The 23,210-nt window shown below is 48.7% G+C and carries 17 protein-coding genes; 9 read left to right on the top strand and 8 right to left on the bottom strand.

The window, feature by feature from the left end; all coding sequences use genetic code 11:
- Positions 1-7: 7 nt before the first annotated feature.
- The 3 genes from AB1757_06960 to AB1757_06950 are packed head-to-tail and all read right to left on the bottom strand — an operon-like array spanning position 8 to position 3,139.
- Complete coding sequence (locus AB1757_06960; GenBank protein MEW6126761.1) at positions 8-778, bottom strand: M50 family metallopeptidase; 771 nt, start codon at positions 776-778, stop codon at positions 8-10.
- 22 nt (positions 779-800) lie between these two features.
- On the bottom strand, positions 801-1,997 hold the full coding sequence (locus AB1757_06955) for an MFS transporter (GenBank protein ID MEW6126760.1): 1,197 nt from the start codon (positions 1,995-1,997) through the stop codon (positions 801-803).
- A gap of 38 nt (positions 1,998-2,035) precedes the next feature.
- Positions 2,036-3,139 carry a LacI family DNA-binding transcriptional regulator gene (locus AB1757_06950; protein MEW6126759.1) on the bottom strand — a complete coding sequence of 368 codons (1,104 nt, stop codon included), beginning with the start codon at positions 3,137-3,139 and terminating at the stop codon, positions 2,036-2,038.
- A 231-nt stretch (positions 3,140-3,370) separates the two neighbouring features.
- Here AB1757_06950 and AB1757_06945 point away from each other — a divergent pair, with 231 nt between their 5' ends.
- Positions 3,371-6,832, top strand: coding sequence for a TonB-dependent receptor (locus AB1757_06945; protein MEW6126758.1), 3,462 nt, complete (start codon positions 3,371-3,373; stop codon positions 6,830-6,832).
- A 116-nt stretch (positions 6,833-6,948) separates the two neighbouring features.
- Here AB1757_06945 and AB1757_06940 read toward each other — a convergent pair whose 3' ends face one another.
- The gene (locus AB1757_06940) at positions 6,949-8,322 is read right to left on the bottom strand and encodes a tetratricopeptide repeat protein (GenBank protein ID MEW6126757.1); all 1,374 of its coding nucleotides are present in this window, start codon (positions 8,320-8,322) and stop codon (positions 6,949-6,951) included.
- Between the two features lie 114 nt (positions 8,323-8,436).
- Between AB1757_06940 and bglX the strand changes: the two genes are divergently transcribed.
- Together bglX and AB1757_06930 are read left to right on the top strand one after the other, a co-directional pair.
- Positions 8,437-10,659, top strand: coding sequence for a beta-glucosidase BglX (gene bglX, locus AB1757_06935; protein ID MEW6126756.1), 2,223 nt, complete (start codon positions 8,437-8,439; stop codon positions 10,657-10,659).
- Between the two features lie 249 nt (positions 10,660-10,908).
- Positions 10,909-12,234, top strand: coding sequence for a glucoamylase family protein (locus AB1757_06930; GenBank protein ID MEW6126755.1), 1,326 nt, complete (start codon positions 10,909-10,911; stop codon positions 12,232-12,234).
- Here AB1757_06930 and AB1757_06925 read toward each other — a convergent pair whose 3' ends face one another.
- The 3 genes from AB1757_06925 to glp all read right to left on the bottom strand — a co-directional run bounded on the left by AB1757_06925 (position 12,235) and on the right by glp (position 14,901).
- Entirely contained in the window at positions 12,235-13,086 is an 852-nt protein-coding gene (locus tag AB1757_06925) for a CheR family methyltransferase (GenBank protein ID MEW6126754.1), read from the bottom strand.
- Entirely contained in the window at positions 13,083-13,559 is a 477-nt protein-coding gene (moaC, locus tag AB1757_06920) for a cyclic pyranopterin monophosphate synthase MoaC (GenBank protein ID MEW6126753.1), read from the bottom strand. Before moaC ends, AB1757_06925 begins: the two co-directional genes overlap by 4 nt.
- A 139-nt stretch (positions 13,560-13,698) precedes the next feature.
- Positions 13,699-14,901, bottom strand: a complete 1,203-nt coding sequence (gene glp, locus AB1757_06915; protein MEW6126752.1) for a gephyrin-like molybdotransferase Glp — start codon at positions 14,899-14,901, stop codon at positions 13,699-13,701.
- A gap of 371 nt (positions 14,902-15,272) precedes the next feature.
- Between glp and AB1757_06910 the strand changes: the two genes are divergently transcribed.
- The 3 genes from AB1757_06910 (at position 15,273) to AB1757_06900 (ending at position 18,656) form a co-directional block, all read left to right on the top strand.
- Positions 15,273-15,899, top strand: coding sequence for a hypothetical protein (locus AB1757_06910; protein MEW6126751.1), 627 nt, complete (start codon positions 15,273-15,275; stop codon positions 15,897-15,899).
- A gap of 153 nt (positions 15,900-16,052) precedes the next feature.
- On the top strand, positions 16,053-17,057 hold the full coding sequence (locus AB1757_06905) for a DUF4238 domain-containing protein (GenBank protein ID MEW6126750.1): 1,005 nt from the start codon (positions 16,053-16,055) through the stop codon (positions 17,055-17,057).
- A 114-nt stretch (positions 17,058-17,171) separates the two neighbouring features.
- Positions 17,172-18,656 carry a hypothetical protein gene (locus AB1757_06900; protein MEW6126749.1) on the top strand — a complete coding sequence of 495 codons (1,485 nt, stop codon included), beginning with the start codon at positions 17,172-17,174 and terminating at the stop codon, positions 18,654-18,656.
- Positions 18,657-19,279: 623 nt separating this feature from the next.
- Here AB1757_06900 and AB1757_06895 read toward each other — a convergent pair.
- The gene (locus AB1757_06895; GenBank protein MEW6126748.1) at positions 19,280-19,483 is read right to left on the bottom strand and encodes a hypothetical protein; all 204 of its coding nucleotides are present in this window, start codon (positions 19,481-19,483) and stop codon (positions 19,280-19,282) included.
- 69 nt (positions 19,484-19,552) lie between these two features.
- Here AB1757_06895 and AB1757_06890 point away from each other — a divergent pair, with 69 nt between their 5' ends.
- The 3 genes from AB1757_06890 (at position 19,553) to AB1757_06880 (ending at position 23,179) form a co-directional block, all read left to right on the top strand.
- A complete protein-coding gene (locus AB1757_06890; protein MEW6126747.1) occupies positions 19,553-20,263 on the top strand; it encodes a hypothetical protein in 711 nt (236 codons plus the stop codon).
- Positions 20,264-20,834: 571 nt separating this feature from the next.
- Positions 20,835-21,614 carry a hypothetical protein gene (locus tag AB1757_06885; GenBank protein MEW6126746.1) on the top strand — a complete coding sequence of 260 codons (780 nt, stop codon included), beginning with the start codon at positions 20,835-20,837 and terminating at the stop codon, positions 21,612-21,614.
- The gene (locus AB1757_06880; GenBank protein ID MEW6126745.1) at positions 21,611-23,179 is read left to right on the top strand and encodes a hypothetical protein; all 1,569 of its coding nucleotides are present in this window, start codon (positions 21,611-21,613) and stop codon (positions 23,177-23,179) included. The genes AB1757_06885 and AB1757_06880 overlap by 4 nt, the downstream gene beginning before the upstream one ends.
- Positions 23,180-23,210: the final 31 nt, after the last annotated feature.

Below are 23,210 nucleotides of genomic sequence, written 5' to 3'. Positions count from 1 at the left end.
ACACGCGCTACAATTTTTTATCGAACACTTTGTTGAAATCGTCCGGTAAGAGTTGCGGTATTTTTACCGGGTCAAGCGCCGCGCGATGGTTGATGCTGCGATAATAGACCATCACCGTCAACGCCAGCATCACAACGGAAATCAATGACCAACCGAGCGCCCAGAATATCGGTGGAATGAACCCTCCGGTCGCTATAGACATATTTGCCGCATCGGTTGATTCTTTGGTAAAGGCTGACAAATAGAGTAAGGTACGCAAATCATAAAGCGCATTCAGAATCGATTGCACGCCGAGAAAACTCATCACGAAATGGGCGACGCCGGGTTTGCCTTTAAATGCCAAACCAAGCAGAGCGCCGCCTAAAATCATGCCGACTGCCCAGGCTAAAATATTGCCGCCCCAGAGAACCGTGACCATGACCAATAATGCCGCCGTTATCAACGCCAGGGGTTTGGCGTACTTTTGTTTGCGAAGCAAAAGCAATATTCCTGCGCCAAAAAATATCGTGCTCAAATAACCGGCGCTGGAAATCAACAAACGCATGCCGCCCATCGTTTCGGTTACGCCGCTGCCATCCGTATAAAGCTCTATCTGATGAACACTGCCAAGCGAGAGAACCGTGGCGAGCGCATGTCCGGCTTCGTGAATGAAGGTGACGAATAATCTGACGGGATAGGTGATAACTTCGGCAAAAGGAATGAACCATAAAATCAAAGTGAAGACCGAAGCCAGCATCACCAGTTTGAACGATTCTTTGGTTTCGATTTGATTGGTCATAACTGGCTGTACGTTGGCGGCATTAGTGAGGTTCTGAATTCCTTTGCGCCAGTCGTCGCAGTTGAACCTGTAAGATGGTTGCGAAAACGCCCGCAATCAGCGCAACACTTAAACCGACGCGCAGATTGGTAACCCGTGAAGAAACGACGCCGACCAGAAAGGGCAACAGAGAACTTCCGAAACTGGCGCTGGCAAACAGCCAGTTCGATTTTTGCCCTGCCTGTGCGCCGAGAACCTGCGAAAAAATTGCAATGGTGGTTGGAAAAATCGTTGAGAGTCCCAACCCTGAAATAAATATACCCAATAAAATCATGGCGAAGTTAACTGACGCTAGAATCGTCGCCATGCCCAGTGTTGCGATGCTAACGCCCAGCAGCAGCAATTGCATTTCCGAGATGCGCGAAAGGGTTTTTGGCGCAGAGGCTCTGCCGAAAAGCATGGCGACCCAGAAAACCGCCTGATACATTGATGCAAATGAACGTTGCGAGGCATCAAGTCGGGTAACCAAAGAGGCAATCCATCCGCTCAAAGAATTTTCTATGCCAACCACCAGAAAGGCGAAGGCGCAAATGTAGAGCGCAAAGCGAATTTTTGAATCATCGGTTGTCTTTGATGAAGTTGGTTGAATATTTTTTTGCGTTTCGGTTTCAAAGCAACCTGTTAATTGCGAAAGTATCACTCCGATGCCAAACAGCACAAAGGTCAGTCCGCCGAGAGGCAACCAGAGGTTGAGTCGCGCGATCAACAGGCTCAGTGCAGGCGTACCGATAACCGCCCCGATGCACCAGATGAAATTCAAAATATTCAACGCCGCCGCCCGGCGTTCGCGGTTGAGTTCGGCAATTAAAATATTCGATGCAGGAAGGGCAATCCCCAAACCCAGCCCGTATAAGAAAACGGCTGCGATGCCGAAACCGAACTGACTGACATTCAATCCCGCAACTCCGGTTGCCAGTAACCCGAAACCGGCTACCAGAGCCGCTTTGATGCCAAAACGCTTAATGATTTCTCCGACAAAAAGTGTGGTCAGCAAGCCGCCGACATTTTGCGCGGCAAACAGGTAGCCGGCTTGCGCATCATCAATCGACCAACGCTGTGTAAACATCGGCAGAACAGCGCCCATCATCGTCGTCACCACACCTGTCAAAGCAAACCCGACGTGAACAATCAGGTTTAGTTGGTTTTTTTCGCTTTTGGGGTTTTGCGCGGTTTGCAGCATGATGAATCGCTTGCGGAATGCGGATGAGCAGAGTTGAATTAACGACCTCGGGCTCTGATTTTTTTCATCGCTCCATTCGCCGGAGCGGCGGCGGTTGACTGGCGAATAATCAATTTCGGTTCGACGGTTAATATTTCCGGGTAGTGGAAATCTGCGCCTTTGGTGATGCGGTCGAGCAGAGTTTCGGCGGCATACCAACCCATCCGTCTGAGCGGTTGACGAATGGTGGTAAGCGGCGGGTTATGAAACGAAGCGCTGTCTATGTCATCAAAGCCGATAACCGAAATGTCTTCGGGAACCCGAAAACCGGCTTCACGAAAGGCGCTGATTGCGCCGATTGCCGAAATGTCATTGAAGGCGAAAACCGCGCTAAACGGGTTGCCTGCGGCGAGCAATTTTTTTGCCGCCTGATAACCGATTTCCGGCGACGGCGAATCGCCTTCAAGCGATGAAACCAATTGAGGATTGATACGAATATTATGTTGTTTGGCGGCATTGCTGAGGGTGTCCCAACGCACTTGGGTATCGGAACTGAACGCCTGCCCTTTGATCACCGCAAGCTGTTGATGTCCCATACGGACGATGTATTCAATCGCCAGTTCGGCGGCTTTCTGGTGGTCTAAAACAATGTTGGTGACGCCTTTGATGTCTTCGTGTCCTGATACCGAAACCATCGGCAACAGTTGCGGTTTGTGAATCGGCGTATCGACCCCGATGATGCCTTCGACACAACGGTCAAGAAAAAGTTTGGGATAATAATCCAGCAGTTCGGGTTTATGGCGGTGGCTTGCAACAATATAAAAATAGCCTTTTTCAAGAAGGTATTCTTCGATGCCATTCATGACGCCTGCCGTGTAACCGCCGCTGACTTCGGGAACCAGGACACCTATCGTATAACTGCGCTGCGTTCTCAGCGACCGCGCTAAAAAGTTGGGACGATAATTCAATTCTCTGGCGGCATCGAAGATGCGGTCTTTGGTTTCCTGGGGAATGGTGCTCGCAAGCGGCGAATCGTTTAAAACGAAGGAGACGGTTGTCGGTGACAAGCCCACATGAGCAGCCAGTTGTTTCAGGCTGATTGAGCGATGATGTTCAATTCCCCGCTTTTTGCTGGCAGCAATGTCGCTTTTTTTGCGCGGCATAGTGCGGAGTTTCGCATATCGACCTTTTCAAATCAAGCGTTCCCCCGGCAAGCATGGATATTTTATTTTTCACTTGACCAAAATCCGCTTGACTCCATTTTGGGACAGTGCTAGTCTGCGGAACGTATTAACTAAATCGTTTTAGTAAGCTTAAACCATTTCGCTTTGCAACGAAGGCGTACTCACGCAAACCGCCGTTGCAAATCAAATTAATCGTCGGAGGGGCAAGTGATGTATCAATCATGGAAAAAACTATTTTGCTTGACCTTTGGATTTGCCTTGCTTTTCGGGTTTTCATTAACCGCTAAAGCACAATTCAAAGCCAGCATTCAAGGTACAATAACCGATGCGTCGGGCGCAGTCGTTTCGGGCGCAACGATTACTGTTACCAATAAAGAAACTGGAAAAACGCAACAAGTACAAAGCAGCGACGAAGGCTTCTATCGTGTAACCGGACTTGCGCCAGGCGTCTACACGGTGACTGCCGAACTCGACGGCTTTAAAAAGAAAGTTCTGGAAAACTACGTTATTCATGCGGAAGAAACGCAGGGCATCAATATTACCCTTGAAGCAGGGCAGGTTGCCGAATCGGTAACCGTGACCGCCACCAGCGAAGCCCCGCTGCAAACCGAAAATGCCAGTATCAACAAAACACTCTCCAATCTGGAAGTTTTGCGTTTACCGCAAGCCGGACGCGACCCCTTCTCTTTGCTCAGACTGACGCCCGGCGTCTTTGGCGAAGGCGCGCGTTCAGCCAACGGCGGCGCTGCCAATTTGCCAAACACCAGCGGCCCGGGCGGCTCAAGCGTGTCGATCTTTTCAACTGAAAATCAGGTTCCCATCAGCGCCAACGGACAGCGCGTTTCTTCTAATAATTTTCAGATTGACGGCATCAGTGTAAACAGTCAAACCTGGGGTGGGGCTGCGGTAATTACCCCGTCGCAGGAAAGCATTAAAGAGTTGCAAGTAACCTCCACCACCTATTCAGCCGAAGATGGACGCAACAGCGGCGCACAAATCAAAGTGGTTACGCAAAATGGCACCAACAATTTTCACGGCAGCGGTTTTTACAGATATACCAGTCCGGGCTTGAACGCCTTCAATCAATTCTTCGGCATTCCCGGAACCACGCGCCTTTCTGCGCCGCAACGTGTCGAGCAGTTGAACAAATCCTATGGCGGCAGTCTGGGCGGTCCGGTTATTCAAAACCGTTTGTTTTTCTTCTTCTCGTATGAAGGCTTTCGCAGCAACACCAACAACACTCACCAAGCCTTCGTAGAAACGCCGCAACTTCGTCAACTGATTCGCAGCGTGCGACCCAATTCGATTGCGGCAAAAATTTTAACGCAACCGGGCATCGAACCGCGGATTGTCAGCACCTTGTCGCGCACCTGCGCCGATGCCAGTTTCGCTGTGCCTTCCTGCCAACTCGTTGCCGGTGGGTTTGATATTGGTTCGCCGTCCGGCTCGCCGGGACAATATGTGCCGTTCAGCGCGCCGCTCGGTGGAGGTCTTGATGGCATTCCCGACTTGCAATATGTGTTGCTTGTCGACCCGACACGTTTTCGAGGCAACCAGTATTTCACGCGTGTTGACTACACCGTGTCGCAAAAAGATAACGTTGCGTTCACGGCATTTTTCACGCCGGTGACCAATTTCGTCTCCGATTCAGCGGCGCAAAGCCGACCGATGGCAGACATTACCTCCGACAGATTGAACTGGGATGTCGGGGTAATTTACACACGCAATCTCTCAGCAACCATGTTGAACGAAGCCCGCTTCAATATCACGCGCTGGTCGTTTGACGAAATTTCCGCGAACCCGGAGGTCAATTTCGGCATTCCGCGTATTGAAATCGAAGGCTTACTGCCGGGCGGCGACCGTCTGCGTTTTGGCGCCAACCGCTCGGAAAATACCCCCGGCGTTCTCAAAGAAACCCAGTTGGATTTTCGTGATTCATTAACCAAAGTCATAGGTAGCCATGCTTTGAAGGCGGGTGCCGAATATCGTATCGACTTGAACGACGATACCGGTTCCGGCGGGGCGCGTCCGCTCTACTCATTTGTCAGACCCTGGAACTTTGCCAATGACACGCCGATTTTCGAGGCGATTAACGCTGATGCCAGCGGCACACCGCAAGCCAACGATACCGGGTTCAAGAGTGGCGACCTCAGTTTCTTCTTCCAGGATGACTGGAAATTCCGTCCCAATTTAACCTTGAATCTCGGATTGCGCTGGGAATATTTTCAACCGATTACGGCGCGCGGCGGACAATTGGGAAATCTGGTTTTCGGCTCACAAGGTTTGGCAGATGCCAAAGTAGTTACGGTTGATAAGCTCAGCAATTCCGACTACAACAACTTCGGACCGCAAATCGGTTTTGCCTGGAGTCCGAAACTGCTTAACGAAAAAGGCGTGGTGCGCGGTGGTTTCGGAGTTGGTTTCGACCGTTTGCCGAACGCTTTATTGGCAAACGCCCGCGCCAATCCACCCAATGGCGCGCGCTATGGCATCTGCTGTGGCGGCGCTGGAGCCGCAGGCGGCGAAGATTGGGCGAGACCCTTTGTTGACGGGCAGATTCTCTATGCGCTGGGCAGCAGCAATTCACCATTCAGTTACCCGGCAAACTCGGTTCTCGGCGGCGGCATCGACCCGGCGACTGGCGCGCCGAGAGTTGGCGCAATCGAAATTTACGGCACCTTCCCCGATCTGCCGAATTCTTATGTCTATCGTTACTCACTTGAAGGACAATACGAACTGCCTGGCAAATTAACCGCAACCCTCGGCTATCAAGGAACCACCGGTCACAAGTTCGTTCGCATTGTTCCGCAACATCTGGTTCAGCCGGTTCAGAATCCGCATTTCTTCGCGGTGTATTTTGCCGTGCCGGATGTCAACACTAACTACAATGCCTTGCTGGCGCGTTTGCAAAGACGCTTCTCAGGCGGCTTGCAATTTGATTTCAATTACCGTTTCAGCAAGAGCATTGACTCCACATCCTATGAAGCGCCTTGCGGTTGCACCAACCAAACCTATCCGGTTGACAATCGTCAGGAACACGGACCTTCGGATTTCGATGTCCGACATTTCTTTGCCGGTTCGGCGGTGTGGGATTTGCCGTTTTTCAGAAAACAGACGGATTGGACAGGCAAGTTGCTTGGCGGCTGGCAAATCAGCGCCATCATCACCAAGCATACAGGTTTCCCCTGGACGCCTAAAATCGATCAGGGTCTCAGAGGTCCAAACGGCAACTTCTTTGGCCCGATTCGCCCGACCAACTTCCTCGGCAAACAACCGTCGAGCAATTCCAACGACAATTTCCTGCGCCCGAACGGCATCTTCCCGGGCGGCGGCTCCGCCTATTTCAGTACAACGGTGCGAACCGATGCAACCGGAACTCCCACGTTTGATTTGAATCCGCCGGGAATCGGACGCAATGTCTTTCGCGGTCCCAAATACTTTTCTACAGACCTGAGTCTGGCGAAACGTTTCGGGTTGCCGAATTTCGGAGTCCTGGGTGAAAACGTCGGACTCGATTTGCGTTTCAACATTTTCAACACCTTCAACAACCTCAACCTGTCGCCCTTCCAGGCGTTCAGCAATGGGGTGTTCGTCAATCGCCCGACATTTGGTGAACCCGACGGCGCGTTAGCCGGTCGTGTCATCGAGTTCCAGGCGCGGTTCAGTTTCTAAATCTCAGGTGACTTTCCAAATCTGAAAGGAAGGTCACCCTGACTTTTATGAGTAAGATGAAAAAGGATGTTGCATATCAGCGCGAAGAACGGGCAATTGACCTGTTCTTCGCGCCTTTATTTGTTCTTTGATTTTTCCATGAGTTGCTTGTAGATGGCGAGTTCGCGCTCTGCCTCTTCTCTGCGCTTGAGTCTCGATAAGGTGATGAAGAGTTGATAATGGGTGTCGGCATCTTCGTTATTCAACGCGGCGGCGCGTTGCAGGATAAGCAAGGCTTCGTTGTACCGCTGGGTTCTAACCAACAACAGTCCCAGGTCATGATGAGCATTGAAATGTTTGTCATCCAGCCTGACGGCGCGGCGCAACAGTTTTTCGGCTTCGACAGCAGCGCCACGGTCGCTGATGATTGCGCCTAAAAGCGCCAGCGCGTCCGGTTGATCAGGTTGCAGGGCGAGCGATTTGCGCAGCGCCGTTTGCGCCAGTTCGTAATCGGCAATGCCACGCGCCGCGAGCGCAAGAAAATAGTGCATATCGGCGTTTTTCGCAAATCGCTCGGTCGCCTGCTGAAAGACCAGAAGCGCCTGTTCAAAATTTGCCAGCAGGATATAGGTTCCACCCAATCTCGCATAATAAGCCGGCTGCGTGGGGTCTTGTGCTAAAGCGCGTTCGTAAAACTCTTTTGCCGATTTATAAAGTTGATGCTTTTGCAGTAACTCACCGAGTTTGAAATTGGCTTCAGGGTATTGCGGGCGAAGCGCCAGAGATTTCTCCAGATATTCGGAAGCGGTTTCGTCCTCGCCGCGCGCCGCCGCGATCAAACCGAGAAAGTAAAACGGCTCGGCGGCATGATTTGCCAGACTCGATGCGGCGATAAACGTCTTGGCAGCGTCATCAAGCTGTTGCAAATGATAACGCGCAATGCCCAGGTGCAGAAGAATGTCAAACGTATTGGGCTGTAATTCATTGGCTCGCGTCAGCAAATTCGCCGCTCGTTGAAAGTCTTTGCGAGAAGCATACAGCAATCCGAGATTGATGGTTGCCTGCGGGTGGTCGGGAGCCAGTTTTAACACGGCTTCAAAATTCTCGATAGCTTCGCTGTCACGTTTGCCGCGAGCGAGTAAAACGCCCAGATTGGCGCGGGCTGAAATTGAATTGGGGTTGAGGCGCAAGGCAGCGCGATATTCGCGTTCGGATTCGGCAGCCTTACCTTGTTGATCGAGAACGATGCCGAGCAGATTGTGGGCATCGGCATTTTGCGGAGCCAGTTTGAGCGCGCGCCGCAATCGCGATTCAGCCTCGCTCAGGTTTTGCGCTTTGAGAAATGTGACCGCTTCCTGCAACAAGGTTTCAACGGTTGCAGGCGGCGCAGGGTTTTGCAAGGGGTTCGCAAAGAGGTTTGCCGCACAACCATAAAACAGCGCCCCGAACATAACCATCAAGCTAATCGCAAAATGTAACCGGGCGACCGTTGATTTTTTTTTTCGTAACAATTTTTTTATACCATTCATGGTTTGCCAGTTTGTTGAAGTATACGCAGTGGAGATTCAATTCGTAAACCGATTTAGCAGGGACGAATGAGACGTCCAGCAAGGAGTGCCTTGAAGATGAAGGTTTTGAAAGTCAACAGGCTTCTACTTTTACCCGCTTTACTATTTTTAACGCTTCCGTCGATAGCCTTACCGCCGCGCAATGATAGTATCGAAAGTCGCATCAATGCCCTGCTGCGACGCATGACGCTTGAAGAAAAGCTTGGGCAATTGCAGCAACTCGATGGTGAAGCCAACGGGAATTTCCGCCCCGAACATCCTGAGATGATTCGCAAAGGCACGCTGGGTTCCACCTTGAATATACGCGGCGCAAAGCGTGTGAATGAATTGCAACGCATTGCAGTCAATGAGTCGCGTTTAAAAATTCCCATGCTGTTTGCGTTTGATGTGATTCACGGTTATCGAACGATTTTTCCGGTGCCGCTCGGCGAAGCGGCGAGTTGGGATACTGCCGCAGTTGAACGCGCTGCTAGCGTTGCTGCCAGTGAAGCCAGCGCCTCAGGCGTGCGATGGACATTTGCGCCGATGGTCGACATTGCGCGTGATGCCCGTTGGGGGCGCATCGTCGAAGGCGCTGGCGAAGATACCTATTTGGGCATGGCGATGGCGCGCGCCCGTGTTCAGGGGTTTCAAGGCAACGATTACAGCGCCCCGGACAAAGTCGTCGCCTGCGCCAAGCACTGGGTTGCCTATGGCGCAGCCGAAGCCGGGCGCGATTACAACACCACCAATCTCACCGAAAGAGATTTGCGGGAAACCTATTTTCCGCCATTCAAAGCGGCGCTTGATGCCGGCGTTGGCACCTTTATGAGTTCGTTCAATGACATCGATGGGGTGCCGGGTTCGGCAAATCCATTTACCCTCACTCAGGTATTGCGCAACGAATGGAAATTCGATGGCATTATGGTGAGCGATTATGAATCGGTGCGCGAATTGATGAATCACGGCATCGCGCCTACGGGAGCCGATGCGGTGCGCCACGCGCTGAACGCGGGCGTCGATATCGAGATGGTGAGCCGCCTCTACAATCAAAACGGCGCGCAACTCGTCCGCGAAGGCAAACTCAGCATGGCAACCATTGATGAAGCGGTGCGACGAGTTTTGAGAATCAAATTTCGACTGAAGCTCTTTGAAAAACCGTTCGTTGATGAATCGCGCGAGGCTCAAGCGATTTTAAGCAAAGAAAATTTAGCGGCGGCGCGTGAAGTGGCGGCGCGTTCGATGGTATTACTGAAAAATGAACGCGAGACGTTGCCGCTCAGTAAAAACTTAAATTCAATCGCGGTGATTGGCGCATTGGCTGACAGCCAACTCGATATGATTGGTTCGTGGTCGGGCGACGGCAGAAAAGAAGATGCCGTCACCTTGCTTGCAGGAATCAAAGCAAAAGTCGGTTCATCAACTAAAATCATTTATGCGAAAGGCTGCGAGGTCGGCAGCGATTCAACCGCAGGGTTTGATGAAGCGATTCGCGCCGCGCGTGAATCCGATGTCGCCGTTATCACTGTCGGTGAAACCGCCGATATGAGCGGCGAAGCTGCATCACGCAGTTCGCTTGATTTGCCCGGCAAACAACTCGATTTGGTGAAAGCCATCATCGCCACAGGCAAACCGACGGTTGTGGTGTTGATGAACGGCAGACCACTTGCCATCAACTGGGTTGCTGAAAATGCCCCGGCGATTTTGGAAACCTGGTTTGCAGGAACCCAAGCGGGCAACGCGATTGCCGATGTCTTATTTGGCGATGTCAACCCCGGCGGCAAATTGCCTGTGACCTTTCCGCGTTCGGTCGGACAATGCCCGATTTATTACAACCATAAAAATACCGGTCGTCCGCCGGATGCGAATAACAAATATACCTCGAAGTATCTGGATGTCGCGTGGACGCCACTTTATCCGTTCGGATACGGTTTGAGTTACACACAGTTTCGTCTGTCGAATTTGCAACTGAGCGCCAAAAGCATTCAACCGAATGGCAAAATAAAAGTGAGCATCGAGGTTGAAAACATCGGCAAACGCGCCGGTGATGAAGTCGTGCAACTTTATATTCGCGATGTGGCGGGAAGCATTACCCGACCGGTAAAAGAGTTGCGCGGGTTTGAGCGCATCAGTTTGAAGCCCAATGAAAAGCGGCGCGTCGAATTTACCCTCGCGCCTGAGCATTTAGGCTTTTACAATCGCGCCCTGAAATTTACGGTGGAGCCGGGCGAGTTCAAAGTTTTCGTCGGCAACAGTTCGGTTGGCGGTTTGGAATCGAGTTTCGAGGTTGCCGCAAAATAAATTTTCGTAGAATCTTTGACTGTGATAAATCAACATTCGATAGATTCTCAATTAACCGGGCAAAAAATGGTCAGTCACCGCAAAGACGCAGAGAACGCAGAGGCGGCGCAGAGGGATGAGGCTTTCTCTGCGCAACCTCTGCGTCTCTGCGGTGAAAAAACCTTCGTAAACAAGAGCGTCGAATTGTGTCAAAGGCGCTCAACAGGTATTGGCATCGCGGTCTCTGCCGCTTGCCTCAATCAAAAACCCATGCTGCCAATCAAACTTGCGTTCATTCTCACTATTTTTTTTGCGGTAAGCAGTCTCTGTTTTGCCCAACAATCTTTTCCACCCATCGACTATCCTGAGCGCTTCAAAATCTCGAAAGCCGATGATGCCTTTCTCGAAGATTTATCGCGCCGCAGTTTTCAATACTTCATAGACCATGCAAATCCTGAAAATGGTCTGGTGCTTGACCGCGCCCGCAGCGATGGTTCGCCATTGCCCGATTCCCATCCGAGTAAAAACATCGCCAGCACGGCGTCAACCGGTTTCGGATTGACAGGGTTGTGCATCGCCGCTGAGCGCGGCTGGATTAGCGATAAAGAGGCGCGTGAACGAATTCGCAAGACGTTACGGTTTTTCGCCGGTCAGGCATTCAATGAAAAAGGCTGGTTTTATCACTGGCTCGACCCGTCAAGCGGCGAACGGCGCTGGCAAAGCGAAATCTCTTCGATAGACACGACGCTTTTGCTGGGCGGCATATTAACTGCCAGACAGAAATTCAAAACCGATGCGGAAATCGTCAGACTGGCGACCTTGATTTACGAGCGCATTGATTTCGCGTGGATGCAAAACGGCAGGTTGACCTTGACGATGGGCTGGAGACCGGAAAGCGGTTTTCTCGAAAGTCGCTGGGATCAGTTCAGCGAACATTTGATGCTGGATTTACTGGCAATCGGTTCGCCGACGCACCCATCTGATGCGCGTATGTGGTATGCGTGGCGACGCGATTGGCTAACCTTTGCGGGATACACCTACATCACCGGTGCGCCGCTTTTCGTGCAACAATTTTCACACGCCTGGGTCGATTTTCGCGGCAGAAGCGAATCCGCGCCGCCTTATGTTGACTACTTCGCCAACTCAATCGCGGCGACCCGCGCTCATCGGGAATTTTGCATGAGCCTCAATAAACTCGGGTTTACCGGTTACTCGGAAAATCTGTGGGGCATCACGGCATCCGATAGCCAGAAAGGTTACATCTCCTGGGGCGGTCCGCCGCTTGACCCGGCAACCGATGGCACGGTTGTGCCTTACGCGGCGGGCGGTTCATTGATGTTCGCGCCGGATATTTGCCTTGCGGCGCTTAAAGAGATGAAAGCAAAATTCGGCGATAAAATTTATGGCAGATACGGATTCGTCGATGCTTTCAATCCGCAAACCGGCTGGGTGAACTCGGATGTGATTGGTATCGATGTCGGCATCACCTTACTGAGCGCCGAAAATTTACGCAGCGGCAAGGTGTGGAAATGGTTTATGCAAAATCGGGAAATCCATGAAGCGATGCGACAAGTCGGGTTGAAAAAAAATCGTTGATTATTTTTTCACGAAAAAGTTGCCGGGAAATGCCTGGTCACGTTTCAGGCTTGAATGGTCGATGAACATCCCTTCGCCTTTGATGACGGTCAATACGCCGCCGCGATTTAATGATTTGGCGAGCCGTTCGACGGTCTGATGAACGCCTATCGGATGAAAGTGCATCAGCAAATTATTACAAACGATCAAATCAAACTGCTGGCGCAAACTCCGCCAGAAATTCTGATCATAGAGATTGGCGCGACGAAAGGTAACCCACTCTTTCAACTCTCTCACGACATCGAATGATTGCTCGTAACCGAGCAGACTTCCCTGCCCGTTACCCGCAGCCGTTGAAAAATAACGTTCGCGCAGCAGCGGATCAATCAATACCAGAGCCGATGCCGGGTACGCGCCACGCATTGCGGTGAGTATCGCTTTGCCGCGCAGGTCGGTTGCCAGAATATGCACTTGCCATTTTTCATTCGCAGGAATGGCTTCGCAAATCAGCATAGCAATGGTGTACGCCTCTTCGCCGGTTGAACACGCCGCGCTCCAGACATTCAAAATTTTTTCCGGCGCGCGCGCGGCAATCAATTGTGGAATCACTTGCTGGCTGAGCGTATGAATCTGTTCACGTTCGCGGAAAAAACGGGTTTCATTATGCGAGAGCAAATCGGCAAGCACTTCGAGTTCGGCAGTCGTATGCGCGGCTTTCAAACAATACTCGGCTTCATCAACCTGTAACTTTTCGGCTTTGCGTTTGACTTCAAGGGCTAATTTCTCGCGCCACTCATCGGTAATTTTCCAGCCGAAGTGTGAGGCAATCGCCTGTTCGATTTCGTTGAGGTGAGAATGATGTTTACGGCTCACGGCTGAGTTTCTCTCTGATAATCTCCCGAAATACCACCGGTTTTGGATTCCAATCGAATGTCTGAAATCACCATGCTTTTATCAATCGCTTTGCACATATCGTAAAGCGTAAGCGCCGCGACGGCGACCGCCGTCAAGGCTTCCATTTCGACGCCGGTTTTACTGTCGATGCGCGTCGTGGCAGTTATTGCAATGCCCTCATCACCAATTTCCAATTGCACATCGGCATAATTCAACGGCAACGGGTGACAAAGCGGAATGAGTTCGGCAGTGCGTTTGGCAGCCATGATGCCAGCGATGCGCGCCACTTCAAACGGGTCGCCTTTCGGGGTTTGCTGATGGCGAATCGCTTCGATGGTCGCTGCCGACATGCGCACAAAGCCACTGGCAACCGCCGCGCGCGTGGTCACAGGTTTGGCGCTCACATCAACCATGCGCGCCCGACCTTCTTCATCTAAATGGGTAAACGGCATAATTATGATTCACCACCGAGACACAGAGACACAGAGGAAACAAGCAAAAGAGGAACGACAGAAGATGCAGGGCATCCCTCTCTCCCTTTCTCCCTTTCTCCCCCTCTCCCTTTCTTCTGCTCTGTGTTTTTTTCCGACATTAAAATTCATTCAAAGTTAAAACTTCAACCAAACTCCCGGCGGCGATTTCGTGAACCTGTTCGCGCGCGATAATCAAGGCATTGGCATTCATAAACGCGACCAGGTCAGATGACCCGCCCCATTTTAACGATTCAACCAATGCGCGACCATCTTTAACGAATAACCGCGCGGGCAGAAAACTTCGACGACTCGAAGCGTCTTTAATGCCGCTGACAAGTTCCGCGTGAATGGTCGGCAATAGGGGTTCGCTATCGCCTTGCAAAATTCGCAAAGCGGGTCGCGCAAACACATTGAAAGTCACCGAAGTTGATACGGGATTTCCCGGCAATCCGAAAAACCAGGTGTCGTCGCGTCGAGCGAAAACCGTAGGTTTTCCGGGGCGTATGATGACTTTATCGAAATAGATTTCTGCGCCGAGTTCTTTGAGTGTCGCTTTCACCAAATCGTAATCGCCCATCGAAACGCCGCCAGAGGTAATCACCACATCGCGATGCTCAAAGGCTTTGAGCAAGGCTTCGCGGGTGGCTTCAGGCGTATCAATTACCGTCCCTAAATTTTCCACCACACCACCGGCGCGTTCAACATAAGCGGCAATGCTGTAACTGTTCGAGTTGCGAATTTGCGCCTCAACCGGTTTTTGAGAAACCTCGACGAGTTCGCTGCCGGTCGATAAAACGGCGACACGCGGACGGCGAAACACTTTCACTTGCGGGTAACCGAATGAGGCGAGCACCGCCATTTCCGCCGCATCGATGCGACGTCCGGCGCGGGTGATGGTTTCGCCTGCATTGATTTCGCTGGCGCGTGGAGTGATGAATTGCCCCGGTTTTACAGGCTCTTTGATGGTGACGGTGAGGGCGTCGCTTTCGGTGACTTCGACTTTCTGCACAGCGGTTGCGCCTGCGGGAACCGGCGCGCCGGTGAAAATTTTAATCGCTTCACCGGGTTTGATTTCACCATTGAATGATGCGCCCGCCGCGATTTCTCCGATTAGTTTTAAGGTCACGGGAGCCGTCTGCGCGTCTTCGGCGCGTAAAGCATAGCCATCCATTCGCGCTCTGTTGAACGGCGGCAAATCCATATCGGCGATGACCTCTTCGGCAAGGGTGCGCCGATAGACGGCATCGAGCGCAACCGATTCGCTGCCAAGCGGCGCAACGCGATGTAAAATAATTTCGAGAGCCTGATCAACGGTAATCATAAAGCAATGAAAAAAAACGGCTGAAAAATGAATCACGATTGTAACGATAACCTGAGTGAGTTGCTAGTGTGCGCGGGTTGTTTGCGATTATTTCAGGCAAGCGGACACAGATTAGACGGATACGACAAAGCTTCACGGAGGCGATTCGCGCTCATCCATAGCGGAAGAAATTCATGAGCATCCGTAGCATTGAGGTTATTCGCGTTCTATTTTTGCGATGAAATTTCAATACCTTGATGACACGAAAAATCCTTTCAGGCTTTGCCAATCTTTGCGGCTTGGCGTGAGCTTTCACCGGACTCGCGCTAGTAATTGATTGAACCGGGGCTTTATAATCGTCGTAATTTTGGGAGTACCAAAGGAGAATCAACATGTTTTGTCCGAAATGTGGCACCACGCAAGATGATACTTTGAATTTCTGTAAACAATGCGGCGCAGACCTCGCAGCGGTTCGCCAGGCGGTCACCAAACGAGTGCCGAATGAAAAATTCGATATGAGCAAAACCTGGGTAGCTGAAATCCTGATGTCGGATGAAGAGCGCGAACGTCGAGAACTTGAACACCAAGCCCGGCTCTCGCCCGCCGACAAACGCTATAAACAGACGGTCAAACGTTATAACGAAATCAAAGCCGGAGTGATTACTTCAAGCGTCGGCATCAGTGTCATGATTTTCCTTTATATTTTTATGCGCGGCATCACCTTGAGCGGCGAAGTCGGTCAAGGCGAAGCAGAAATTCTCAATCGCATCTGGGTTGCGGGGTTGATTCCCTTCTTCATCGGTCTCGGCTTGATTTTCAACGGTTTGATTGTCAGTAAAAAACTGGTTGAGTTGCACAACTTCGAGCTTCAACAAAAAGACACCGGGCGCATGCTCGAATCCAAAGAGACTTTGACCAACGACGCCTTAACGCCCACCGCCGACTGGTACGAATCAAGTTCCCCTCGCCCAAGCGTCACCGAACACACGACCAGACAGTTGGATAAATCAACGCAGTAATTTAAATAGTAGTTGCTCTGCAAAGTTCAGATACAAAATTACTGTTATTACAATGTCCTGATAGCATTGTGATGAAAAACCCTTTGACTGAGCGCCTTCGGTGTCTCAATCTTTTTTCGGTAAAATCGTTGTTTTGATAATTGAGGAGTTTTTATGGCAGGTAAGAAGAAGCAACATTATGTTCCACAGTTCTACCTCAGTTTCTTTACGGAAGATGGGGATCACCTTTTTGTTTATGACAAATTCAAACGTGAAATTAGACCGGACACAACGTTAAATGTAGGTCACGAGAATTACTTTTACGAACTGCCCTCCAAATTGATCACCGATAAACGGAGAGCAGAAGGAATACATGAAAAGTATATCGAAGATAGGTTCGCAGAGCTTGAAGGAAGATTCAAGCCGATAATAGAGAAGGCAATCAATCTCCTCGAAGATCAGTTTCTGTCCGAGGAACTTGTTCAGGCTTTGGCTGTAGTCCTTACATTTCAAATTCTAAGGACGCGAGATATGCGAAATCAAATTATTGAGGGGGAGAGAGCCTATGGACAAGCACTGATTGATTCGTTGATGAAATTGAATTTCCCAGATTTGCCTAAAGGTACTGCTACACTCAAGGTTACAGAAGGATTTGAGGCATTTATTCATGCCCAGCATATCTTTGATGAAGAAAATATTAGAGAAATGGCAGAATCATTATCCAAGATGATATGGGTAGTTGCAGTAAATAAAACTAACCAGCCTTTTTATACATCAGATAATCCGGTCGTAAAGGATAATCATATTAAAGAAATTGGCAAAAGAGGGTGGCTTTCACCAGGAGTGGAAATTAATTTTCCGCTCAATCCAAACCGACTCCTACTCATTTATGAAAGAACTCACTTCAAAGATTATGAAAAAGCTGATGGTTGTATTGTAACTTTGACTGAAGTAGATGAAGTAAATGAATTTAATAGATACCAAGTCATTAATAGTCATCGTCAAATTTACTCTATTAATAATGACTTTTCTTTAGCTGAAAACGTCTGTGATGAACTATCTGAGATTTGCAAACCGAGAGAAAAAATTGAGGTTCAGGCTTCTGAGTTGATAAAAACTGATGACCCAAACAAAGTTACACAGATAATTAGTCTTCACAGTAAAGATGACATAGAATAACCAATAACACCTCCCATTCAGAGAAGATTCTATCTAGCGGTTTAATTTCATTAAAGACATATTGTTTCAATTATTAAACCAGAGTAACATATCGCCTCATAAAGGAGATATGTTATGAATTTAGATGATTTCAACACGAAGACAACATCTCCTACGCTTGGAGATGTTGAGATTGGTTATATTTCTTGTAATGACCAGCAGCAGATTGAAGATTGGCTATGGTCTATCAAGGATGCTAAGGAATTTACCTTCAAAACTATTGGAAACCAGCTTAAATCTCCAAAATTAGAATTGAATGAGTTAAAAAACCTAGCTGAGATAGAATTTATCCAGATTGCTAAGGACTACGCACGAAATGAATTGAAGCAGTCCCTAGATGATGTTAAGGATGATCAAGTGTTTTTTAGTTTTAAGAATGCTGTTGAATCAAAGTTCAAGAAAGATAGAGAAGAGTTGGACGCGACTTTGAGAAAAATTAGCAACATTGGCACTTCTCACTTTTCATATCTAGCTCAGAGCCTTTCACGAAATTCCGCTCTTGAGGCTCTAAAGGAGATGGGGATGTCAAGGCACAGAGAAATGACAATGGCCATTAGTGGCTTTCAGAACATCATTGAGGCTGCGAGACCTAAGATGCCTGATTTTGTGAATCCCATTTCTGGGTTCGATGTCGTCAAAGCATCTGGCATTGAAAATTTAGTTAGCGGAATGACACCAACAGCCGCTCAAATCGCAGAGAAGTTTTCTAAGGACATCACCGATAACCTGTTGGCGAAGCTTCAACTCCCAACTATGAATTTCTATGATCCTCTTGCGGGAAACTTCAAGAAGATCACGGATTCCCTTCTAGAGGCGATACAGCCAAAAATTAATTTTTACCAAGGCTGGGTTGATGCTCACTCTAGCATCTTTGACGGTTTGTCAAAGTATTGGGAAGATTTTGAAAATATTTATCCCATCGCAGAACAGAAGGCTGCTCGGGTACTGAAGAAATACAACTGGTTTGTTACACCGTCTTTACCAAAAAGTTTTGTTTACGATGCAGTAAAGCTTGGAAGGAAGAGAGGGAACAAGCTCGCTGAGATGAACGCTCTTTTCTGGGAATACTTCTCAGAAAATGATTTTAAAAACCTGTCAAATATGGTAGAAGGTTGGGCGGAAAATCCGCTGTTCAAGCGTAGGATAAAAATCTTCCGAGATTGTGTTGCTACACTTAGGCGAGCAAAGAATAGGGAAAATCCTTCAAATGTAGTGGTGCCCACTTTGATTGCTCAGATTGATGGCGTTTTAACAAGATTCAGAAGACAAAAGGGGCTCGTGTTTAAAACGCATGGGGCAGAAAACCAGCTACAAGAACTTAGAGTTTGGTTTGAAGCTGAAGCGACTAACCAAGATATTCTCAGTGGACATATGCTTGAGCTAGTAAACTATATTCTGTTCAGCATCCTGTTCCAGAATGCGCGATATGGTCAGCCTCTAACCAATCCATTCACACTCAGCCGCCATAAGATAATGCACGGCGAATACCTAACCTATGGCAGGAAAGCAAACACAATCAGGGCATTCCTGATCTTAGACTTCCTGGCGCATTTAGAGTAAATATTAAAATTTAAAGCCCTTCCGTTTTTGAGAGGGCTTCTTTTATGGAATCATACAGTAACAAAGCGTACACTGACTCCTAATTAAATTGATTTTTCTCTTATTGCTTTATCCCATTGATAACATCCGCAACACACAGGACGATTAGATGCCGGTGCTAAAAAGGGATGTGTTTTAGCGATAACTTCCTAGTACATTGGAACCAAAGTAAGTTGATATTTTTCAGAGTTCAGAGTTACGCCTTCAGGCGTGATATACGTTGCTCTCACGCCTGAAGGCGTAACTCTGAACCTCAACAAATTTAGGTTCCAGTGTACTAGCTACTGAAAGTCCTAGTAGTCGCTGTAAGGAAATCCGAAAATAAGCGGACAAGCTCAAAAGCTAAATCGAATTCTTAAAAAACACGAAAGCCGCCCCGAAGGACGGCTTTTTATTTAATGGCGGAGCCGACGGGACTCGAACCCGCGACCTCCGACGTGACAGGCTCATCGTCTTCTCCTAATTTCGGCTAAGTTATCAGCAATAAAACACTTACCAAAACCGAGGCATCTTAGCTCAAGAAAGATGCCTTATTTTTGCGCCTTTTCCCCACGCCTTGTGGGTACGTTTTTGGGTACATTTTATCAACGGCTCTTGATTATATCTTCTTCCGTCTGTTTCATTTTCTCAGTTTCGTTCAACGCCCTCGCTAATGCTTGGAGATTCTTGAATTCTTGATACCAGTTTCTAGGAAGCGGATCTTTATTCAGGAGTTTGTGAAATGTATCAGCTTGTGTCTTTAGTTCCTTTAGCTCTTCTTCGTATTTCCGTCTCAGTGGCGTATCCATAGGTACTCCTCAAAAACGCTATTCTAACACCCCTTGTCAATTAGGTATAATCCCGCCTGCGGGTTACTTATGAAAATAGTAAATTTTTCAGGCTATGAATGGGTTGTCAAGTCAGGCAGCCGCCCGAAAGGACCGGGCAACAACTGGTGGTCAGAGAACCACGTTTGGGTTGATGAAACGGGTCTACACCTAAAAGTGGCAGAGCGACACAATCACTGGAAATGCGCCGAGGTGAAGCTGGCGAAGCCGCTTGGGTATGGCAAGTACCGTTTCTATGTGGATGGCAGGATTGATCAGCTTGATAAGAATGTGGTGCTGGGCCTGTTCCTTTATAAGAATGACAAGAACGAAATAGATATAGAGTTCTCCCGCTGGGGTAAGGAGAAGTCACGAAACGCCCAGTATGTGATGCGGGATATGGAGGTCACAAAAGAGCGGTTTAACATGAAACTTGCCGGAAACTATACGACGCACGTTATTGATTGGAATGATTATGCTGTCGAATACACCAGTATCCACGGACATTACTCCCGACCACCGAAGCAAAATTTGATTTGGGAGGGTTATTTTAGCGAGCAATACGATATGGGCGGTGAACTGATCAGAGGAATTCCAGAGGGGGATTTGAAAGTTCATATAAACTTATGGCTGCATAATGGACAGCCGCCCTCAAATGGGAAGAGTCACGAGATCATTATCAAACGATTTGAGTATGACCCGGCATCAAAAGGAAGACCCGCTGTTCATAAGAACATTATTGATGCTGCTTTTGGAGATTAATGAATGGACCAAAAGCGGCTATCAATTTTACTCTTTGTTGTCGGAATTGGATTAGTTTTTTATGGTATCTATACAGAGCTGCCAAACTGGTTTCCTAGTGGTAGGGACACTGTTTCCAATAAGAACTCGCAACCAGTTTCAAACGCGGTTTCAAGTTTCTACGTTATGTTCGAGCAGGACGACACAGGGAATAAGCGCCGGGATTTCTCTCGAAATGGTGATGTATGGATTGAACGCTTGGCGAACGGCACGACCCACGAGTTTCGATTAGTGGGGAGAAGCTCTGTAGGTAACTGCCCTGGAGTTTTAGCACGAAAACAGGATGGTGCTGAGATTTTCATACCGGATAAAGGTTGCAATGATATGACGCTGCGATATAGGTATCAAACACAGGAGTGGGGGACTATGGGTCAAATGCAGAACGTCCGGTAGTTCCTAGAGGATGACTATGACTTATATAATCATCGGCGTCGTAATAGTTGTTTTGGCGGTTTATATCTTTATCAAGAGTGAAGATAGGCCGATGGTTGATGAAGATGATGATGACCCGCTGGGTATTCTGAGGAAATAAATGAAGACCGTTGATGAGTTAGGGGCATTAGTGAAATCTAAATATTCCCAATATGGGAATATGGATGATGCTGAGGTTGGCCGACTAATACGGGCTAAATATCCTAATAAGTACGTTGAGTATTCATTAGACCCCGACCCTATGTTTGACCAGATTGGCGAGATACTTCAAAAGTATCACCCCGACCGTGGTGTTTTTACGTCCTTCTGGCAGCGGAGGAAATCCGCAGGACGAGGGCGGTTATTAACGGTATTGAATGATGAAATTCATCTGGCAGTTGAAGCAATAAAGCTGCAAGGAGAAGCCACTTTAGTTAAGGTCAGGCATGAGCTTGAAGTTGTATTAAGTCGAAATCACGCGATAGTCACCGAGCTTGCTACCCGTCAAGGGATGACCGTTGAGACATACCAGCAAGCCCTTTTGATGCAGCTTGAGATTGATAAGAAGATTGCCTTGCGCGATCACAAGAGCGACCTACGGATGAAGGAAGCCGAGCGGCTTGCTGATATTGAAGTTAGTAAGCACCAGAGAATGAGAGTGCTTGAAGCCGAGATGAAGGAGCGCGAGGCTGCGCTTGACCGAATGATGCACGAATACAAAACCACCCATAATCTTAGAATGTATCAGCGGCTTCAGTCCGAGCTTTCCAAAACAATGAAGGTCTATTACGAGATGAAGGATAATGCAACGACCCCGTATGACAAGGCAGAGGTAAAGAGATTGAAAAACGAGATGAATACTTATAGCCGAAAGATTAAGGAACTTGGAGAACTGCTTTGACCGACTGGTATAAGAAACTCAGTGGCAATTCAAAGGAGGAAGACTTTCGTTTTCCGAAAGCCGAACAGACTTCCGCCGAAATGTGGAAGCAGGCAAATTCCAAGTACAAGCTACGGCTATTAGGCGAGAATGAATCTACTCAGGTATTGCTCTCCGAAGAAGAACGCGGCGAGCATATGCACATCATTGGCACGACTGGCGAAGGCAAATCCAGATTCTTAGAACACCTAGTACGGGAAGATATAGACCGGGGAAATGGACTGTGTTTTTTAGATTCCTCAGACGGCGGCGATACGGTTTATAAAATCCTCGCCTACTGCGCCAAAGTCGGCCACAAGAAGGTTTTATTGATTGATCCGGCCTCTAGGTATGACTACAACAAAATTGTTCCTATAAACCCGCTACAAGGAAATAAGGAAGCCTCAGTATCGAATGTTCGGGATGCCATTCAAACTACCTTTGGTAATAAAGATCAGTCCGAGACTCCGAGGATTCAGCGTTACCTGACGGCTATTCTGTCTTTACTGTGGAACGCGGGAATGACTATCAGGGAAGCCAAATACTTCTCTGATCCTCTCTACATCAGGGAGCGGAAAACAATACTGGAACAGTCCGATGAAATGGACAGGCATAGACTGGCGCTTGAAGAGGTTTTTAATTCTAGGGCGATGTATCTAAATGAGCTTCAGTCCACGCTCAGGCGATTGGAGGTCTATCAGCACCCGACGCTTGAACTGATGTTTGGAACAAAGGAAGGAATCAAATTCACCGACTTAATATCTCAGGGCTGGGTGGTATTAGTGAATCTGTACTCAGGCGCAGGCTTTGAGCCGATACACGCCAAACTTTTAGGTACGACGATTATCAATGAGATTGTGGATTCGATAGACCGGCTGCGGGATCACGGCTGGAAAGGCCGGTATTATCTCTACATTGACGAGGCTGGGCAGTATGCCACACAGAAGCTGGCAAACCTTTTGGCATATAAACGAAAGAGCGGATTAGCTGTCATTATCGCCCATCAATACTTTGGTCAGTTTGAGGATAAAGCGGTATTGGATGCGGTATTGAATCTTTGTAAGCTGAAAGTCGCTTTTAATATTCCAAACCCTGATGACCGCTTAAAGGTGGTCAAGATGTTCTATGGCGGTGCGCTGGCTGACCGGGACGTTTCCTATGCCCTGTCTCAGATCAGGAAGCAGCACGCCGTTATTAAACTGTCGAAGATGGACCCGGCGCTAATCAAGATACCGAACGTGCCTGATATTGAAGTGGATACCAAGCCTTATTTGGAAGCACTGTATAATGAAAGTACATACCTAGACGTAGACGATTTACTCAATGAACAACGCAAGCGATTTGAAGGACAAGATACTGTTCGCGCTGAGAGAGGAACCAAACCTAACCGCCGAACAGCTAATAAGGTTGACGGAAGCAAAGCCGGATACCGTAAGAAAAGCCCTCAAAGCCCTGTGGGACAGGAAGCTGATAATTCCCAAGCCGATAGCGGTCTTACACCAGAACAAAAAAAGCGGTTCGAGGATTTATTTTTGGAAACGAAGTGACGACAAGCGCAAGGCCGTATCAGAGCAAAGC

The organism is Acidobacteriota bacterium (genome assembly GCA_040754075.1).
Taxonomy (GTDB): domain Bacteria; phylum Acidobacteriota; class Blastocatellia; order UBA7656; family UBA7656; genus JBFMDH01.
The sequence above is the reverse complement of the archived record's forward strand: the minus strand, read 5'-3'. Positions and strand labels throughout refer to the sequence as shown.

Excerpts from the sequence above, each read along its gene's own strand:
- AB1757_06905 (MEW6126750.1), top strand. The coding sequence starts at position 16,053 with ATGGCAGGTAAGAAGAAGCAACATTATGTTCCACAGTTCTACCTCAGT.
- AB1757_06910 (MEW6126751.1), top strand. The coding sequence starts at position 15,273 with ATGTTTTGTCCGAAATGTGGCACCACGCAAGATGATACTTTGAATTTC.
- AB1757_06885 (MEW6126746.1), top strand. The coding sequence starts at position 20,835 with ATGAAGACCGTTGATGAGTTAGGGGCATTAGTGAAATCTAAATATTCC.
- AB1757_06950 (MEW6126759.1), bottom strand. The coding sequence starts at position 3,139 with ATGCCGCGCAAAAAAAGCGACATTGCTGCCAGCAAAAAGCGGGGAATT.
- AB1757_06960 (MEW6126761.1), bottom strand. The coding sequence starts at position 778 with ATGACCAATCAAATCGAAACCAAAGAATCGTTCAAACTGGTGATGCTG.
- AB1757_06945 (MEW6126758.1), top strand. The coding sequence starts at position 3,371 with ATGTATCAATCATGGAAAAAACTATTTTGCTTGACCTTTGGATTTGCC.
- bglX (MEW6126756.1), top strand. The coding sequence starts at position 8,437 with ATGAAGGTTTTGAAAGTCAACAGGCTTCTACTTTTACCCGCTTTACTA.
- glp (MEW6126752.1), bottom strand. The coding sequence starts at position 14,901 with ATGATTACCGTTGATCAGGCTCTCGAAATTATTTTACATCGCGTTGCG.
- AB1757_06895 (MEW6126748.1), bottom strand. The coding sequence starts at position 19,483 with ATGGATACGCCACTGAGACGGAAATACGAAGAAGAGCTAAAGGAACTA.
- AB1757_06890 (MEW6126747.1), top strand. The coding sequence starts at position 19,553 with ATGAAAATAGTAAATTTTTCAGGCTATGAATGGGTTGTCAAGTCAGGC.
- AB1757_06900 (MEW6126749.1), top strand. The coding sequence starts at position 17,172 with ATGAATTTAGATGATTTCAACACGAAGACAACATCTCCTACGCTTGGA.
- AB1757_06930 (MEW6126755.1), top strand. The coding sequence starts at position 10,909 with ATGCTGCCAATCAAACTTGCGTTCATTCTCACTATTTTTTTTGCGGTA.
- AB1757_06955 (MEW6126760.1), bottom strand. The coding sequence starts at position 1,997 with ATGCTGCAAACCGCGCAAAACCCCAAAAGCGAAAAAAACCAACTAAAC.
- moaC (MEW6126753.1), bottom strand. The coding sequence starts at position 13,559 with ATGCCGTTTACCCATTTAGATGAAGAAGGTCGGGCGCGCATGGTTGAT.